Genomic DNA, 15,429 nt, shown 5'->3' on the forward strand with positions numbered 1-15,429 from the left:
GCGAAGCGTCCGGAGACCTCCGAGCGCCTCACACCTACAGATGCCTGACACGCCCAGCCACACCTGACGCCGACGTCAGACAGATTTCAGGAGGAACCGTCATGGCAGATATCTACGCAGCTCAGCTCAATCCCGGCAAGCTCGACGTCGTCACCGACTGGGCAGCCAAGCAGGACTGGGCCGCCGAGCTCGACCTCGCGGCGAACCCGCTCGAGGCCGTCACCGCGTATCGCTTCGACGACCCGACCGGCGAAGTGGGCATCGAGATTCACATCGTGAAGAGCGGCGACCAGCTGCTGCAGGTGCCGCTGACCTACCGCGGAGAACCGCTCGAAGGCGCCGACGAAGCATTCGTGGCGAATATGGAGCATTCGGTGCTCGGCAAGCGGTGGGTTTACGCCGGCATGGGTGATCCGCTGTTCCGGCAGCGCCTCGACCACACCATCGCCACCGCGTCGACCGCAGCGAAGCAGTACCGCGTCGACGCTGAGGGCAACCGGGGCGAAGAGATCACCGAGGTGGCCCACGCCTTCGGGACGGGACCTCTGCCGGGTGCCGGCGACGTCGAGATCGTCTACCGCCTGTCGCCCGAGTCTCCGGCGGAGAAGTCCGACGCCGGTCTGCTCTTGGGCCGCTGGGAAGGCCAGGACACGAATGTCGTCCTCGCCATCATGGTCTGAGGGATCCTCAGCACGATCTGAGGGACTCGCCCAGCACCGAACAGGACAATTGACTGACAGCAGGGGAGGAATCGGAACTCATGAGCTGCGACTGCATCTTCTGCCAGATCGTCGCAGGTGACGCCCCGAGTGCGCCGATCGCCGAGACCGAGTCGACCTTCGCGTTCATGGACATCCAGGCCGGGTCGGACGGGCATCTGCTCGTCGTGCCGAAGCGTCACAGCACGGACCTGCGGGACATCCCAGCCGAAGATCTGTCTGCGGTGGCGCTCGAATCCCAGCGCATCGCCAAGCACGCTTTCGACGCATGGGGAGCCGACGGCGTCAATCTCCTCAACTGCTGTGGTGCCGAGGCGTGGCAGACGGTCTTCCACTTCCATATGCACGTCATTCCGCGCTACCGGGACAAGGAGAAAGACCGCCTGCGGCTGCTGTTCGAACCCGGCATCCGCGGGAATCAGGAACTCATCGGATCCCTGGCCGCGAGCATGCGGGAGTCACTCGGCGACGAATGAGGCATTGCCGTGATTGCCGCCGTTGCGCTCGACCTCGTCGAGACGACGCACAGTGCCCGAGCCGTCGGCCGTCTCACCTGGCCAGGTCGATGATCGTCATCCCTGCCGAGGCAGAGGGTGACCCCATCGCCTCCATCGCCGCGGGCGCCTGGTCGAGTCCGATGACAGTAGTGACCAGCTCCTGCGGACGCAATCGTCCCTGAACGACAAGGTTCACGAGCTCTGGGTACTCGGCCGCAGCCATTCCGTGCGAGCCGAGCACGCTGAGTTCGAGAGCGATCACCCGCGGCAGATCGACGACCGGCTCGGCAGACAGCAGCCCGATCTGCACATGCCGACCCAAGGGTGCCAGAGCACCGATCGCCGCCCGGATCGTGTCCTCCCGGCCCAGGGCATCGACGGTCACGGCCACCCCGTCTGGATCGGTCGACGCGAACTGCGCGACCACCTCGGCGCTCAGCTCCTCGGGGCTGAGATCCCGAGCATTGACGCATCGTGCGGCACCGAACTCACGGGCGGATTCCAAGGCCGCATCGCTGACGTCGATGGCGACCACCCTCGCACCGAGAGCCCGGGCGATCATGATCGTCGACAGTCCCACCCCGCCGCAGCCGAAGACGGCGACAGTCTCGTCCGCGGCAAGGCGAGCCCGCACTCGCAGACCATGGAAGGCCGTGGCGAATCGACATCCGAGCCCGACGACGGCCGCGGCCGGCAGATCCTCGGGCACGGCTACGAGGTTGGCATCGGCATTGTGGATGACGACCTGATCCGCCCACGACCCGAAATGCGTGAACCCCGGCTGGGTCTGATCGGGGCACACCTGCGCATTGCCGGAAACGCACCACCGGCAACTCCCGCACCCGCATACAAAAGGAACGGTCACACGCTGGCCGACACGGAAGTCCTGTACGCCCACACCCGCCGAGGCGACCCTCCCGACCAGCTCATGCCCGGGTACGTGGGGCAGGGTGATCGTCGAATCGTGGCCGGCCCACGCGTGGTGGTCGCTGCGGCACACCCCGGTGGCTTCGACGTCGATGACGACTCCGGCATCGGGAACCGTGGGGGCGGGAGTCTTCTCGAGCCGGGGACGGACGGAGAACTGATCGAAGACGATAGCACGCATACCGCCGATCATAGGCTCGCCGGTGCGGCGACCGCGAAGACGTCCACGAAGCGGCGCGGCCGCAGCGACTGGTCAGCACGGCGGGCCCGGCGCAGTCGCAGCGGCTAGCCAGCGCAGCCCCCAGGCGACTCAGCGCGGATGAACTCCCGCGACCGCCAAAGCATCGAGCAGCCGAGCCCGCAGCGCCTGCGCCCTGCCGGAGAAATCCTTCTGCTGCTCCATGTACTCGGCCTTGCCCGCAGCGGTCTCGATGGCGACGACCCCGTAGCCCCATCCGCGCAGGTCATAGGGGGAGGCCTCCATGTCCAGGGTGCGGATGTCGAGGGCGAGGTCGAAGCAGTCGACGACGAGATCCGAATCAGCGATCGGCGAGATCTTCATCGCCCATTTGTACAGATCCATCCCCGCGTGCAGACACCCTGGCTGCTCGTTGGCGATCATGCCCTCGCGGTCCGGCTGCAAGGTGTTGAGCGGCCGCGCGGGTGCGGTGAAGAAACGGAACGCATCATGATGCGAACACTGGATGCGGTGGCCTTCGACCACCGCATCGGTCTCGGCGGGGCTCAGCCGCAGCGGCACCTGCTGATGCCGGCGCTGCTCGTCGGTGAGACGGTAGACCATCGCCCATTCGTGGATGCCGAAGCACCCGAAGTTCGCTTCCCGACCCAATGTCGACGACAGCAGCGAGGCGATGAACTTCGCGCCGTCCCCACGGTCGGTGCGCCAGGACTCGAGGTCCACCTCGGCGAAATTCTGCGCATCGTCGATGCGATACCACCGACGGTCGAAATACCGGCGATCTTCGGCCGTCTCAAGCGCGACGCGCACACCCGGACCGGGATGCCACTTCTTCAGCTGCCCGACCTTGAACGGGTAGTAGGTGAAGAGGAAGTCCTCGACGGGGTGGGTCTCCTGTCGCATCCGCCGCCCGATATGCGCATCGGTGCGCTCGGCGACCCGATGCTCGTGCTCGTCACGCGGCTCGCGCCAGATCTCGGCAGGAACGACATCGTCGCCGAGGCGGCCCGACGAAGTGTCGGCACGCTCGGTCGCCGCCCTGGATGGGGCGGGTGTCGTGGTCGAGGGTGCGGAAGTCACCGCACCATTGTCCCAGACGGTCGAGTCGGGCTCCAGCTCAGCGACCCGAGCGCTTCGTGCCCTTCGCCGCAGGTGCGGTGAGTGGATCCTCTGGCCACGGATGCTTCGGGTAACGGCCCCGGTTCTCGGCCCTGACATGGGCATACGCGTTCGCCCAGAACGACGCGAGATCGCTGGTGACCGCCAGGGGCCGCCCGGCGGGGGAGAGCAGGTGCACGGTGACCGCCACTCGGCCGTCACAGATGCGAGGCGCGTTGGTCCATCCGAAACACTCCTGGAGTTTGACCGCGAGGATCGGGCTCGGGAGCTCGGCGCGCTCGGGATCGGCCGGAGATCCGTCGTCCGCTCCAGACACAGCACGAGGCTCGATCAGATCAGGGTCCGGATACTCGAGGCGGACGTGTGACCTACTGGGCACGGTGATGTGGGTCGGCACAAGCTCGTCGAGCCGGGCCGCCTCGGGCCACGGCAGCAGACCGCGCAGCGCGGAGACGAGGTCCACGCGGGCAGGATCGGAGCCCTTCGCGATGCGGTCGAGCGCATCAGGACACCACTGATCGAGCGTCTCAGAGAGGTGCTCCCACGTCACCTCCGGCCATGGGTCCCCGTAGATAGCGCGGAGCAGCCCCAGCCGGGCGCGCAGCGATTCGAAAGCCTCGGAGGGACGCAGAACCTCGCGGGCTCCTCGTTCGCGCACCGATTCGGCGATGGCACGGCGGGCGAGTTCGCGACCGGCCTGGATCGGGGTAGAGGTCAGTTCGATTCCGCCGAGGCGGCTGCGTCGAACCGCACGGACCTTCCCGGACTCGAACGTCGCCGTCTCCTCCGTGTGCAGCAGCCCGGCTCCGGCGAGTTCCGCGGTGTCGACGTCGATGGGAACAGCTGATCGGATGATCGCACGCGATCCGGCCAGGCCCACCTCGGCGATGGCCAACCATGGGCTGCCCTGCAATGAGGAGTCTCGGGGCAGGCTCGCCGCCGTGCCTGAGGCGAGCAGGTACTCGGAATCGGAGGCGCTGCGCAGCCGCGCGATCTGCAGGGGATACGACAGCGCCGTGACGAGCCCGAGGTCCTCGGGAGTCAGCGCTGTGCCGGAACCGCAGGTGACTTCAGTGCGGTCGGCGATTCCGCCGTTCCCACCGTCATCTCCCGTGTCGCCGCCATCGCCGTCCGAGGCGAATTCGCGTGCGATCGACGCGAACCGTTTGCGGTCCTGAGCGAAGCGGGTGTCCTTGCGGCGTCGCAGCTGCCGCAGCAGTGCGGAGAGATCGGCGCCGGGAGCCCGCTGATCGGATTCGATGACGGCGACCGCTTCCCCCGCACGGGCGGGTGAGAGCAGGGCGGCCCCGTCGAGGAGACCACGTGCCGACCACACCGAGGCGGGAACCGCCGCGATGGCTCGACCTGTCTGCGTGACGTGCAGTGCTGATATCGGGAACTCGGCAGCGTCGGGGCGCTCACCGGCGGAGCGCTCGCCTCCTGCACCGTCCGTTGCCGCTGTCGGGATCTCCACGGCTCCCAAGGCGACCAGGTTGTCGACCGCCTGCCGTTTCGGTCCGGCCGGAAGCGGATCTGGCAGCAGGGTCTCGTCGCCGCCCCACACGGCGAGCGCGAGCACTGCGGAGGTGAGATCGGAGGTCGCGATTTCGGGAGGAGTGTGCTCGGGCAGGCTCGCCCAATCCGCCTCTGACATACACCGATACGCAACACCCGGCCCCTGCCGGGCGGCACGACCGGAACGCTGTGTTCCCGAAGCCTTCGACTCCCGCATCGTGACCAGCCCGGACATGCGCCGCCTCGTATCCAGCCGTGGTCCCCGGGAGAGCCCGGAGTCGACGACGATGCGCACTCCGTTGATCGTCAGCGCTGACTCCGTCACCGACGTTGAAACGATGACTCGGCGACCGCGCTCCTGGTCGGTGTGTGGGCGCAGAATCGCGTCCTGCTCCTTCGCGGGGGTCCGCCCCGTGAGGGTGTGCACTTCGACCGCGCCACCGGTACCCGAATCACCAGAGCCGATCGGTCCACCACTGGCTCCCGAACCGCCATCTGATTCCACACGGCGCCGCACGCGAGAGGCCACCTCGTCGACTTCGCGTGCACCGGGAGCGAAGACGAGGACGTCGCCCTCACCGGTCTCAGTCAGCGCACGCACCGTCGTCGCCGCCAGATGATCAAGGAAATCCAGGGTCACACCCCGCGCGTCAAGGGGCCGCTCCTTCGCCGGTGCCCACCGTATCTCCAAGGAATGAGGATCGGCGGACACCGACAGCAGAGTCGCCGGCGACTGCGGCCCGTTCCCGAGACGCGCTGCCCACAGCTGCGCATCCAAGGTCGCCGACATGACGACCACGGACAGATCCTCACGCAGATCAGTCAATTCCCGGCACATCGCGAACACGAGATCCGTATCCAGCTGCCGCTCATGCACCTCGTCGAGAATGACCCCGTCGATACCGGTCAGCTCCGGATCGCGCAGCAGTCGGGACAGAAGCACACCCGTGGTGACGAACTCGATCCGTGTCGCCCGCAAGGTCCGCGATTCACCGCGGACGGTGAACCCCACCACCTCGCCGAGGCGGGTCCCCGTCAACGACGCGAGCCGCCTGGCCGCGGCGCGGGCCGCCATCCGCCGGGGCTGGGTGACGATGATGCGGCCCGGACCAGTCAGGTGCTCAGCGATCATCGGCGGCACCACGGTGGTCTTACCGGTTCCGGGAGGAGCCTCCACGACCAATCTCGGGGCTGGAGCCGCCTCGGCGAGGCCCGACTCATCGATGAGCGCGGCGGCAGGCAGGCCGGCCCCGATACGGGCGAGATCGAAGGTGTGCGGGAGGTGCGGATCGGGCATGCCACCAGTCTCTCAGCAGGGCGGCCCGGCCCGCACACGGGACACAGCGGGGGATCTGCGTAGACTCGATCGCGGAGCGATGAGCACCGAGGCGCGGAAGGCACCAGGCACTGACTAGACTGTGACACATGCGTATCGCCAGATTTGTACATCAGGACGAACCCAAATACGGAGTCGTCGAGGGTGAAGTGCCGCCGATCACCGACGGAAGCTGGGACACGTCGGGACTCGAACTCGCCGTTCTCGACTCGGACCCCTTCTTCTCTCCGGCCCAATCGACAGGCGAGAGGCTGAAGATCGACGACGTGCGTCTGGTCAGCCCCATCCTGCCGCGTTCGAAGGTGATCGGCGTCGGCCGCAACTTCGCCGCACACGCAGCAGAACTCGGCAACGAGGTTCCCGTGACCCCGGTGACCTTCTTCAAGCCGAACACCGCGGTCATCGGCCCCGGCGATCCCATCCGCCTGCCCGCGATCAGCGAATACGTCTCCTATGAGGCCGAACTCGCCGTCGTCATCGGCCGTGTGGCCAAGGGTGTGAAGGCGGAGAACGCCAACGACTGCGTCCTCGGCTACACCGCGAGCAACGACGTCACCCTGCGCGACCTCCAGAAGTCCGACAAGCAGTGGACGCGGGCGAAGGGCTTCGACACCTCGGCCCCGCTGGGCCCCTGGATCGAAACCGAACTCGACGTCGACGACCTCGGCATCCGGTCCTGGGTCGACGGGGATCTCAAGCAGGACGGCACCACCGCCGACTTCATCTTCGATATCCCGACCATCATCGAACACCTGTCGGAGACGATCACCCTGCTGCCCGGCGATGTCATCCTCACCGGAACCCCGGAGGGAGTCGGCCAGATCGTGTCCGGCAACCGCGTCGACATCGCCATCGAAGGACTCGGCGTCCTGTCGAACCCCGTCATGGACGCCTGAACCCACCGCCGCCTCGGCGGGTTTGCGTCCCGGACCTTCCGACCCACACCACCAGCGCCACCGCGCACACCATAGACTCACACCCGAGAAGATCACGCAAAGGACAATCGTGAGCGTCAAAGTTCGTTTCTGCCCATCACCCACCGGCACCCCGCACGTCGGCATGGTCCGCACAGCCCTGTTCAACTGGGCCTACGCCAAGCACACCGGCGGCAAGTTCGTCTTCCGCATCGAAGACACCGACGCGGCACGTGACTCCGAGGAGAGCTTCGGCCAGGTCGTCGAAGCCCTCAAATGGCTGGGCCTGGACTGGGACGAAGGCATCGAGGTCGGCGGCGATAACGGACCCTACCGCCAGTCGCAGCGCGGCGAGATCTACGCCGACGTCATCGAGAAGCTCAAGGCCGGCGGCCACATCTACGAGTCCTACTCGACCAACGAGGAAGTCGAAGCCCGGCACAAGGCCGCGGGCCGTGATCCGAAGCTCGGCTATGACGGGTACGACCGCGACCTCACCGACGAGCAGAAGGCCGCCTTCCGCGCCGAGGGCCGCGAACCGGTGTGGCGCGTGCGCATGCCCGATGAGGACATCACCTTCACCGACCTCGTCCGCGGCGACATCACATTCAAGGCCGGCACCGTGCCCGACTTCGTCGTCGTCCGAGCCAATGGCCAGCCGCTGTACACCCTGGTCAACCCCGTCGACGATGCACTCATGGGCATCACCCATGTGCTCCGCGGCGAGGACATCCTGTCCTCGACCCCGCGTCAGATCGCTCTCTACGAACACCTCAAGGCCATCGGCATCGCCGAGGCGACCCCGGAGTTCGGCCACCTGCCCTACGTCATGGGTGAGGGCAACAAGAAGCTGTCGAAGCGCGACCCCGAATCGAACCTGTTCCTCCACCGCGAGAACGGGTTCATCCCCGAGGGACTCATCAACTACCTCGGACTGCTCGGCTGGTCCATCGGACCCGACCGCGACATCTTCAGCGTCAAGGAATTCACCGAAGCATTCGACATCCACGATGTCCTGCCCAATCCGGCCCGCTTCGACGTGAAGAAGGCCACCGCCATCAACGCCGACCACATCCGCCTCCTCGATCCGGATGACTTCCGTGACCGTCTGGTGCCCTACCTCCAGGCCGCCGAGGTGCTCCCGGCGTCCCCGACGGAGGCACAGCTGGCCATCCTCGACAAGGCGGCTCCGCTCGTGCAGACCCGCATGAAGCTGCTCGGAGAGGCTCCCGACCTGCTCGCGTTCCTTTTCACCTCCGATGACGACCTCGTCATGGCCGAAGACGGACTGAAGACGCTCAAGGACTCCGCCCCCGAGGTGCTCGCCGCCTCCATCGAGGTCCTCGAAGGGCTCGACGACTGGACGACGGCGAAGCTCGAAGAGGTGTTGTCGGCGAAGCTCGTCGACGAGATGGAGATCAAACCGCGCCTGGCATACGGACCCCTGCGTGTGGCCGTGTCCGGCCGCAAGGTCTCACCACCGCTGTTCGAGTCGATGGAGATCCTCGGCAAGGACTCTTCCATGACACGCCTCAAGGCACTCGCGGCGCAGCTGTGACAATGGTCGAACAGAAGGACTGGACCCGTGGGGGACTGCACTTCCGTGACGTGACGGTCACTGTGCCCTTCGACCATTTCGGGCGGGCGGGGGAGGCCGCCTCGGCGGGGGAGCACTCTGCATCAGCCGCCTCGGGGAAGGTGGATCTGCCGGACACGATCGACGTGTTCGCCCGGATCATCGCCACCGCGGCGGACAGTCAGAAGCCCTACCTCGTGTACCTGCAGGGCGGGCCCGGTGTGGAAGCCCCGCGCCCGGGCATCGTCGGCGGTCCCGGCGGCTGGGTGAAGCGTGCCCTCGAGGAATTCCAGGTCGTCATGCTCGACCAGCGTGGCACCGGAAGATCGAATCCGATCGGCTCTGTTGATGGAGCCATCACCGGACTGGAGACGGTAGGGGACGACCCGGCTGCGATCGCCGAGGCGCTGTCCTTCTTCCGTGCCGATTCGATCGTCGAGGACGCGGAGATCCTGCGCCGCCAGCTCGGCGCGGACACCTGGTCCCTGCTGGGGCAGTCCTTCGGCGGCTTCACCACTCTGCGCTACATCTCCGCGCATTCGAATGCCCTTCACGAGGTGTACTTCACCGGCGGTCTGCCGGCGATCGGCCACGACCCGGCGACCGTCTACGGACGCACGTGGGAGGGCATGATCCGCAAGTCCGAGCAGTACTACGCAGCGTTTCCCGGCGACCGTGAGAAGATGCGGCGCCTCGTCGACCTTGCCTCTGTCGGTGACGGTCTCGCCCTGCCCGGGGGAGCGCGGGCGACGCCGGAGCGGATCCGTCTGCTCGGGCACTTCCTCGGCGCCTCGGATGGTCCGGAGAAGCTGCATTATCTGCTCGACCTTGACTTCTCTTCGGGGGCATTCCGGCATGACCTTGCCGCGTCTCTGCCGTTCTCAGGGCGCAATCCGCTCTATGCCGTCGTCCACGAATCCTGCTGGGCCGACGGCACGGTGACGAACTGGGCGGCCAGGCGGGCGATGCCTGATGCTGTCCGCGAAGATCCTACGCTGTTGGCCGGCGAGCATGCCGGGCCGGAGTCGCTGCATGAGGATCCGGAGCTTACGCCCTTCGCCGAGGTGGCCGAGCTCGTCGCCGCACGTCAGTGGCCCGGTCTCTACGATGTCGACGCTCTGCAGGCCGCCTCGGTGCGTGGTGCGGCGGCAGTGTACTTCGAAGACGCCTACGTGCCGGTGGAGTATTCGCTGGCCACGGCCGAGCATCTCTCCGGGGTGCAGCCGTGGGTGACGAACGAGTACGAACACAACGGTCTGCGCGCCGACGGCTACCGGGTGCTCGACCGGCTCATCGGCCTCGCCCGCGGGTGAGACCGGGGCCCGTCGGGGCAGGCAGACCGAGCCTGCGCGCGGGAAATCTGCGTCCGTCGTCAGGTCGGGTGCGATGGGCCTGTTGTGTTAAGAAGGTCACACTGAAAAGGAGCCTCTCGGATTTGTCGGGAGGCGGGGTGCTTGTGTAGAGTTATATCTCGTTGCTCAGGGAAATCTCCTCGGGGATGACCTTGAAAAACATTGGGCTATGGTGTAATTGGCAGCACGAGTGATTCTGGTTCATTTAGTCTAGGTTCAAGTCCTGGTAGCCCAGCGGACACAGTCTGGATCAGTCCAGGAGTGTTGTTCTGGCCCCCGTCGTCTAGTGGCCTAGGACGCCGCCCTCTCAAGGCGGTAACGGCAGTTCGAATCTGCTCGGGGGTACGGTTGAGCCCCGCATCGAATTTCGGTGCGGGGCTCACTCTAATTCACTGGCGTTCTCCCTCGTTCGCCAGTGCGCGGACCCGATCATAGGACCCGAAGGAAGCACGGGTCTGAGGAAGCTGTAGGCGGCGGGACTCACTCGCCCCAAATAGTGGTCACTATCGGATGCTTCCGCCAAAACTCAGGTCGCTATCGGATACTTTCTTGCGCGAAGAGTATCCGATAGCGACCTAATCTTCTGGTGCAGTGAGTCAGCGGCTGATTGAATCGGCGATGCGCTTCGTATGTTCGGCAGTCTTGATGTTGGAGACGATGAGCTCGAGCACGAGACGCACGCCGATGACCCACAGGGCCGGAACGATCCAGCCGAAGATGATGGCGATCAGCAGCGGCCAGATGCTGAAGCTCGGGCCGCCGGTCATATATGCCGAGGCCGAACCTGCGGCGATTCCCGTGGTGATGCCGGCGATGATGGTCCCGAGGTAGGACAGGACCGCGACCACGATCGCGATGATGTAGATGAAGCCTGCCCACTTGACTGCGATGAAGTTGTCGAAGCGGATGTCGAACAGCGACTTGAAGAACCCGGACTGCTGGGGATTCGACTGCGGAGGCTGACCATAAGCAGGCTGACCGTAGGCGGGCTGACTATAAGCCTGCTGCCGGGCTGCATGCTGCGAGTATGCGCCCTGCTGGTAGGGATCCTGCTGATAGGCGCCGGGTTGCGAATATCCGCCCTGCTGGTACTGCTGTCCCTGTGCCTGATAGGCATTGGGATCATAGCTGCCCTGCTGATAGGTGGGCTGATCGGACTGGAACTGCGCATCCTGGCCGGTCTGCGATGCCTGAGCATCCTGGTTGGTCTGGAACTGAGCGTCCTGAGGATTCTGCGCCGACTGGTCCGAGGTGGACTGTGTGCTCTCCGGCTGGTCGCTCGCGCCGGGGTTCTGGCCGTCAAGGTTCTGCTCAGCCGAGCTGCTGTTCGGGTCGTTCGGGTTCTGCGGTGTCGACATGGTGTCCCCTTCGAGAATGGAACGCACCCTGGGCAGGGCACGCTCGCCTGATATCTGCCTGTAGTCGCAACCTATCAGGATGCGTCGACTCGCGGCAGGGCGACTGTCATTTCGGAAGGAAACACGAAGTGTTGACTCAGCCCACAATCCCAGGCTGAGGTGATGGAGTCAGGCGTCGGAGTCAGCGGAAGCGTCGGCGGGGTCAGACGAAGCTTCCTCTGAGTCAGCGGGAGCGTTGTCGGAGACGGACGAAGCCGAATCGGCATTCCCGTCATCGATCGCGGTCAGAGCGATGCTCCACTCGACGACAAGCTCGTCGCCCGGGGCGACGACGTCGAAGTCCTCGCCGGCTTCGCCCGTTGCGAATGCATTCGGGGGACAGGTCATCGGCTCGATCGCAATCGCCCGACGTGCCAGATCCTCATCGAGGGCGTCGCCGGTACACGCCTGCCAGGTGCGGAACCCCGGCCCCATCCCGACGACGACCTCGCGCAGGTCTGCACCCTTCAGCCGTGCCCGCGACCATCCGTCGTCACCGCGGCGAGGTGAGCCGTACGCATCATCGAGGATCGTGCCGCCGATGAGGCGCAGCGCCCGGAAGTCCTTGCACACCATGCATGCGGAATCATCGGAGGCATGATCGGCAGGGACAGCAGTGCCGTCATCGAAGGGGCGAACAGCCGTGGGGATGAGCCGCGCATCGGTCTCGTGCCAGCGCGCGGCGGGAATGACGAGCTGAGCCTCATCGACAAGGGCGCCGTCAACGGGGTCGGTTGTACCCGATGGGGCCGTGCCCGGGGAGAGCCACGGATGAAATCCGAAACCGAACGGTGCGGGAGCCGAACCCGTGTTCAGGGCACGTGCGCGCATGCGCAGCTCCGCCTCGGCGAGTTCGAAATCCACCTGCAGATCGAACGCGAACGGATATCCCTCGGTCGGCTCCAGCGTGTATTCGAGACTGACCGTCGACTCGGTGCGCTCGACCACGGACCACGGCACATCGGCGACGAGGCCATGCAGTGCAGTATCCCGCTCGGGCTCGGTGATCGGCAGCCGGTGGCTGTCCCCGCCGAAGTCGTAACGACCCCCATCGATTCGATTCGGCCAGGGCGCGAGCACGGCTCCGTCGAAGGCGTTCATCGGCACCACGACCGGACGATCGCCGACGCTGAAGCGAACCAGGCTCGCGCCGATGGGGGAGATGACCGCCGCTGACTCGTCACAAGCGAGTTCGATGGTGGCGGTCATGGGTCTCCAGGGTGCTCGAGCGCGGGAAGAACAGTTGCAGATATTCTACTCCGTCCACGCGCATCTTGGCCGCCGGATGTTAGCATTATGATCGAAAATGATAACTTTTGGGAGGTCAGATGCCAGCGTCGCATCGCCGGGCGAACCTATCCGATGGTCGTGAGATCCTGTTCTTCCAGGACCCCGACTCACCTGCACCGACGATCGCCGCCGACCCTCGGCCGCACGATTCGCGACCAGACAGCGGAACCCTGCGCTTCGACGTTCTCACCGGCGAGTGGGTCGCCGTGGCCACTCATCGACAGACCCGCACCCACCTGCCTGCCGCCGCCGAATGTCCGCTGTGCCCGTCGACGCCGGATCGTCCCACAGAGATCCCGGCCGCGGACTTCGACGTCGCCGTCTTCGAGAACCGCTTCCCCTCCCTCGGACCCGGCCTCGGTGATGTTCCGTCCTCTCATAGCGTGGACACCACCTTCGCCGAGGCGGCCGCCGACTCCGCCGAAACCGTGACCTCTGCGCTGTCGGGACCGGGATACGGTCGCTGCGAAGTCGTCGTCTTCTCCTCGGAGCACACGGGCTCCTTTGCATGCCTGGGCACCGCACGCGCCCGCACCGTCATCGACGCATGGGCCGATCGGACCGCCGAACTCTCTGCGCTGCCGGGCATCGAACAGGTCTTCATGTTCGAGAACCGCGGAGAGGAGATCGGGGTGACGATGAATCACCCGCACGGTCAGATCTATGCTTACCCCTATGTCACCCCGCACACCGCGATCACCTCGGCCCGGGCGCATGAACACCTGCGCCGGACCGGTCGGCCGCTGCTCGGCGATGTGCTCGCCTTCGAACGCGAGGCAGGAGAGCGAATGATCCTTGAGACCGATCACTTCTCCGCCTTCGTGCCCTTCGCGGCCCGCTGGCCGATCGAGGTCCACCTCGTTCCGCACCGCCAGGTGGGAAGCGTCGACGAACTCGACGAGTCCGAACGCGACGACCTGGCTCGCGTCTATCCGGAGGTGCTGCGCCGCATCGACGGGCTCTACCCGAGTCCCACACCGTATATCGCGGCCTGGCACCAGGCGCCGGTCAACAGTGCCGACCGCCGTGCCGACTGGCTCCACCTCGAGATCACGAGCCCCCGTCGTGCGGAGAACAAGCTGAAGTTCCTCGCCGGTTCGGAAGCCGCCATGGGCGCCTTCGTCGGCGACGTCTCCGCCGAGGAGACCGCAGCCAGACTGCGTGCCGTGACCCTGGGACCCCTCGCCGAGGCGGCCGTACCCGTGAGCGCGAACGCGAGCACGGCATCGGTGTTCGACCCGGAAGGCGATCGTTCATGACCACAGAGACCCCCGAGGCCGTGTCCACACCGACCCCCGAACACCTCGCCGAGGAGTTCGAATCCCTGTTCGGGTACCGCCCGATCGGTTCCTTCCGTGCTCCAGGCAGGGTGAACTTCATCGGCGAACACACCGACTACAACGCCGGCTTCGTCCTGCCGATCGCCATCGATCGGGCGGTGTACGTCGCCATCGGTCGGCGACCCGACAACGGCGCTGACGGGCCAGCCGGGGACGCCGCAGAGCGGCAGGTCGATGACGCAGGGAACACGGGATCTGTGGAACCGCCTCGGCGGGGGGAGAGCATTCGCATCGTCTCCGACCATCGTGATGACACCGGCCAGAGAATGTCCGGCCAGTTCACGGCCGCGGACCTCGTGCCCGGAACCCTGCCCGGTTGGCTGAGTCATCCTGCGGGAGTCGTCGATGAGATCGCGAAGACCACCGGCACGGTGGTCGGGGGAGTCGACCTCTATATCGAATCCACCGTGCCCGTCGGTGCCGGACTGTCGTCATCTCACGCACTCGAAGTCGCGGTGCTCATCGCCCTTGACGAGGTGTACGACCTCGGCCTCGACGACCGGGAGAAAGTCCTGCTGACACAGCGAGCAGAGAACGACTTCGTCGGTGCGCCGACGGGCATCGTCGACCAGGCCGCGTCGATCATGACCGAGGCCGGGCATGCGCTCTTCCTCGACTGCCGCGACCTCAGCGCTCGCCAGATTCCCTTCGACCTCGACGCCGAGGGGCTCAGACTCCTCGTGATCGACTCGAAGGTCTCTCACTCGCACAGTGAAAGCGGGTACGGCGCCCGGCGGAGGACCTGTGAGGAGTCCGCCGCGATCTTCGGAGTCGACAGTCTGCGGGAACTCGCCGATGACGTCGACCTGAGCGAACTGACCGAGGAGCAGCGAAAGCGGGTGCGCCACGTCATCGCCGAGAACGCTCGGGTCCGCGCCACCGTCGAACTGCTCGGGGACAATGAACGAGCTACCGGCGACGAGCATGGTGCGCGCATCAGTGCCATCGGCGACCTGTTGGTGGCCTCCCACGAATCTCTGCAGCACGACTACGAGGTCTCCTGCGTCGAACTCGACGTGGCGGTGGCCGCCGCGATGGGAGCCGGAGCGCTTGGGGCGCGGATGATCGGCGGCGGCTTCGGCGGTTCCGCGATCGCCCTCATCCACGCACACCAGGTTGTTCAAGTCGGCGACGCCGTCACCGCGGCATTCGCCGAGCACGGCTACGGGGAGCCGGACATCTTCGCCGTCAGCGCGGGTCGGGGCGCTGCCCGATTCGACTGAGCCTGTTTCGGCTGAGCCGCTGATT

12 protein-coding genes and 2 tRNA genes are annotated in these 15,429 nt (G+C 66.0%); 9 read left to right on the forward strand and 5 right to left on the reverse strand.

Annotation, left to right across the window (positions count from 1 at the left end):
- Positions 1-101 precede the first annotated feature (101 nt).
- Together HK353_RS10455 and HK353_RS10460 are read left to right on the forward strand one after the other, a co-directional pair.
- Positions 102-680 carry a maltokinase N-terminal cap-like domain-containing protein gene (locus HK353_RS10455; protein ID WP_173155899.1) on the forward strand — a complete coding sequence of 193 codons (579 nt, stop codon included), beginning with the start codon at positions 102-104 and terminating at the stop codon, positions 678-680.
- Positions 681-760: 80 nt separating this feature from the next.
- Positions 761-1,195: an HIT family protein gene (locus HK353_RS10460; protein WP_173155901.1), complete on the forward strand. Its 435-nt coding sequence runs from the start codon at positions 761-763 to the stop codon at positions 1,193-1,195.
- 73 nt (positions 1,196-1,268) lie between these two features.
- On the opposite strand, the gene HK353_RS10465 is transcribed toward HK353_RS10460, so the two are convergent.
- The 3 genes from HK353_RS10465 to HK353_RS10475 all read right to left on the reverse strand — a co-directional run bounded on the left by HK353_RS10465 (position 1,269) and on the right by HK353_RS10475 (position 6,273).
- Positions 1,269-2,324, reverse strand: a complete 1,056-nt coding sequence (locus HK353_RS10465; RefSeq protein WP_173155903.1) for a zinc-binding dehydrogenase — start codon at positions 2,322-2,324, stop codon at positions 1,269-1,271.
- A 129-nt stretch (positions 2,325-2,453) separates the two neighbouring features.
- Positions 2,454-3,422 (reverse strand): 3-methyladenine DNA glycosylase, encoded by a 969-nt coding sequence (locus tag HK353_RS10470; protein ID WP_342589890.1) that lies wholly within the window; start codon positions 3,420-3,422, stop codon positions 2,454-2,456.
- A gap of 37 nt (positions 3,423-3,459) precedes the next feature.
- Positions 3,460-6,273 (reverse strand): ATP-dependent RNA helicase, encoded by a 2,814-nt coding sequence (locus tag HK353_RS10475; RefSeq protein ID WP_173155905.1) that lies wholly within the window; start codon positions 6,271-6,273, stop codon positions 3,460-3,462.
- A gap of 128 nt (positions 6,274-6,401) precedes the next feature.
- Between HK353_RS10475 and HK353_RS10480 the strand changes: the two genes are divergently transcribed.
- The 5 genes from HK353_RS10480 (at position 6,402) to HK353_RS10500 (ending at position 10,499) form a co-directional block, all read left to right on the forward strand.
- Entirely contained in the window at positions 6,402-7,208 is an 807-nt protein-coding gene (locus HK353_RS10480; protein ID WP_101544555.1) for a fumarylacetoacetate hydrolase family protein, read from the forward strand.
- Between the two features lie 109 nt (positions 7,209-7,317).
- On the forward strand, positions 7,318-8,784 hold the full coding sequence (gene gltX, locus HK353_RS10485; RefSeq protein ID WP_173155907.1) for a glutamate--tRNA ligase: 1,467 nt from the start codon (positions 7,318-7,320) through the stop codon (positions 8,782-8,784).
- A gap of 2 nt (positions 8,785-8,786) precedes the next feature.
- On the forward strand, positions 8,787-10,115 hold the full coding sequence (locus tag HK353_RS10490; protein WP_173155909.1) for an alpha/beta fold hydrolase: 1,329 nt from the start codon (positions 8,787-8,789) through the stop codon (positions 10,113-10,115).
- 202 nt (positions 10,116-10,317) lie between these two features.
- Positions 10,318-10,389 (forward strand) — tRNA-Gln (locus HK353_RS10495).
- A 37-nt stretch (positions 10,390-10,426) separates the two neighbouring features.
- Positions 10,427-10,499, forward strand: a tRNA-Glu gene (locus HK353_RS10500).
- 251 nt (positions 10,500-10,750) lie between these two features.
- Here HK353_RS10500 and HK353_RS10505 read toward each other — a convergent pair.
- Positions 10,751-11,512: a DUF4282 domain-containing protein gene (locus HK353_RS10505; RefSeq protein ID WP_173155911.1), complete on the reverse strand. Its 762-nt coding sequence runs from the start codon at positions 11,510-11,512 to the stop codon at positions 10,751-10,753.
- A 168-nt stretch (positions 11,513-11,680) separates the two neighbouring features.
- On the reverse strand, positions 11,681-12,760 hold the full coding sequence (locus HK353_RS10510; RefSeq protein WP_173155913.1) for an aldose 1-epimerase family protein: 1,080 nt from the start codon (positions 12,758-12,760) through the stop codon (positions 11,681-11,683).
- A 119-nt stretch (positions 12,761-12,879) separates the two neighbouring features.
- Between HK353_RS10510 and galT the strand changes: the two genes are divergently transcribed.
- Positions 12,880-14,100: a galactose-1-phosphate uridylyltransferase gene (gene galT, locus HK353_RS10515; protein ID WP_173155915.1), complete on the forward strand. Its 1,221-nt coding sequence runs from the start codon at positions 12,880-12,882 to the stop codon at positions 14,098-14,100.
- Positions 14,097-15,404 carry a galactokinase gene (galK, locus tag HK353_RS10520; protein WP_173155917.1) on the forward strand — a complete coding sequence of 436 codons (1,308 nt, stop codon included), beginning with the start codon at positions 14,097-14,099 and terminating at the stop codon, positions 15,402-15,404. Before galT ends, galK begins: the two co-directional genes overlap by 4 nt.
- Positions 15,405-15,429 lie beyond the last annotated feature (25 nt).

Source organism: Brevibacterium permense (assembly GCF_013280495.1).
In the GTDB taxonomy this organism is placed as follows: Bacteria; Actinomycetota; Actinomycetes; order Actinomycetales; family Brevibacteriaceae; genus Brevibacterium; species Brevibacterium permense.

Coding starts and splice junctions, on each gene's coding strand:
- HK353_RS10480 (WP_101544555.1), top strand. CDS start 6,402: ATGCGTATCGCCAGATTTGTACATCAGGACGAACCCAAATACGGAGTC.
- HK353_RS10465 (WP_173155903.1), bottom strand. CDS start 2,324: ATGCGTGCTATCGTCTTCGATCAGTTCTCCGTCCGTCCCCGGCTCGAG.
- HK353_RS10505 (WP_173155911.1), bottom strand. CDS start 11,512: ATGTCGACACCGCAGAACCCGAACGACCCGAACAGCAGCTCGGCTGAG.
- HK353_RS10510 (WP_173155913.1), bottom strand. CDS start 12,760: ATGACCGCCACCATCGAACTCGCTTGTGACGAGTCAGCGGCGGTCATC.
- HK353_RS10455 (WP_173155899.1), top strand. CDS start 102: ATGGCAGATATCTACGCAGCTCAGCTCAATCCCGGCAAGCTCGACGTC.
- HK353_RS10460 (WP_173155901.1), top strand. CDS start 761: ATGAGCTGCGACTGCATCTTCTGCCAGATCGTCGCAGGTGACGCCCCG.
- galK (WP_173155917.1), top strand. CDS start 14,097: ATGACCACAGAGACCCCCGAGGCCGTGTCCACACCGACCCCCGAACAC.
- HK353_RS10475 (WP_173155905.1), bottom strand. CDS start 6,273: ATGCCCGATCCGCACCTCCCGCACACCTTCGATCTCGCCCGTATCGGG.
- galT (WP_173155915.1), top strand. CDS start 12,880: ATGCCAGCGTCGCATCGCCGGGCGAACCTATCCGATGGTCGTGAGATC.
- HK353_RS10490 (WP_173155909.1), top strand. CDS start 8,787: ATGGTCGAACAGAAGGACTGGACCCGTGGGGGACTGCACTTCCGTGAC.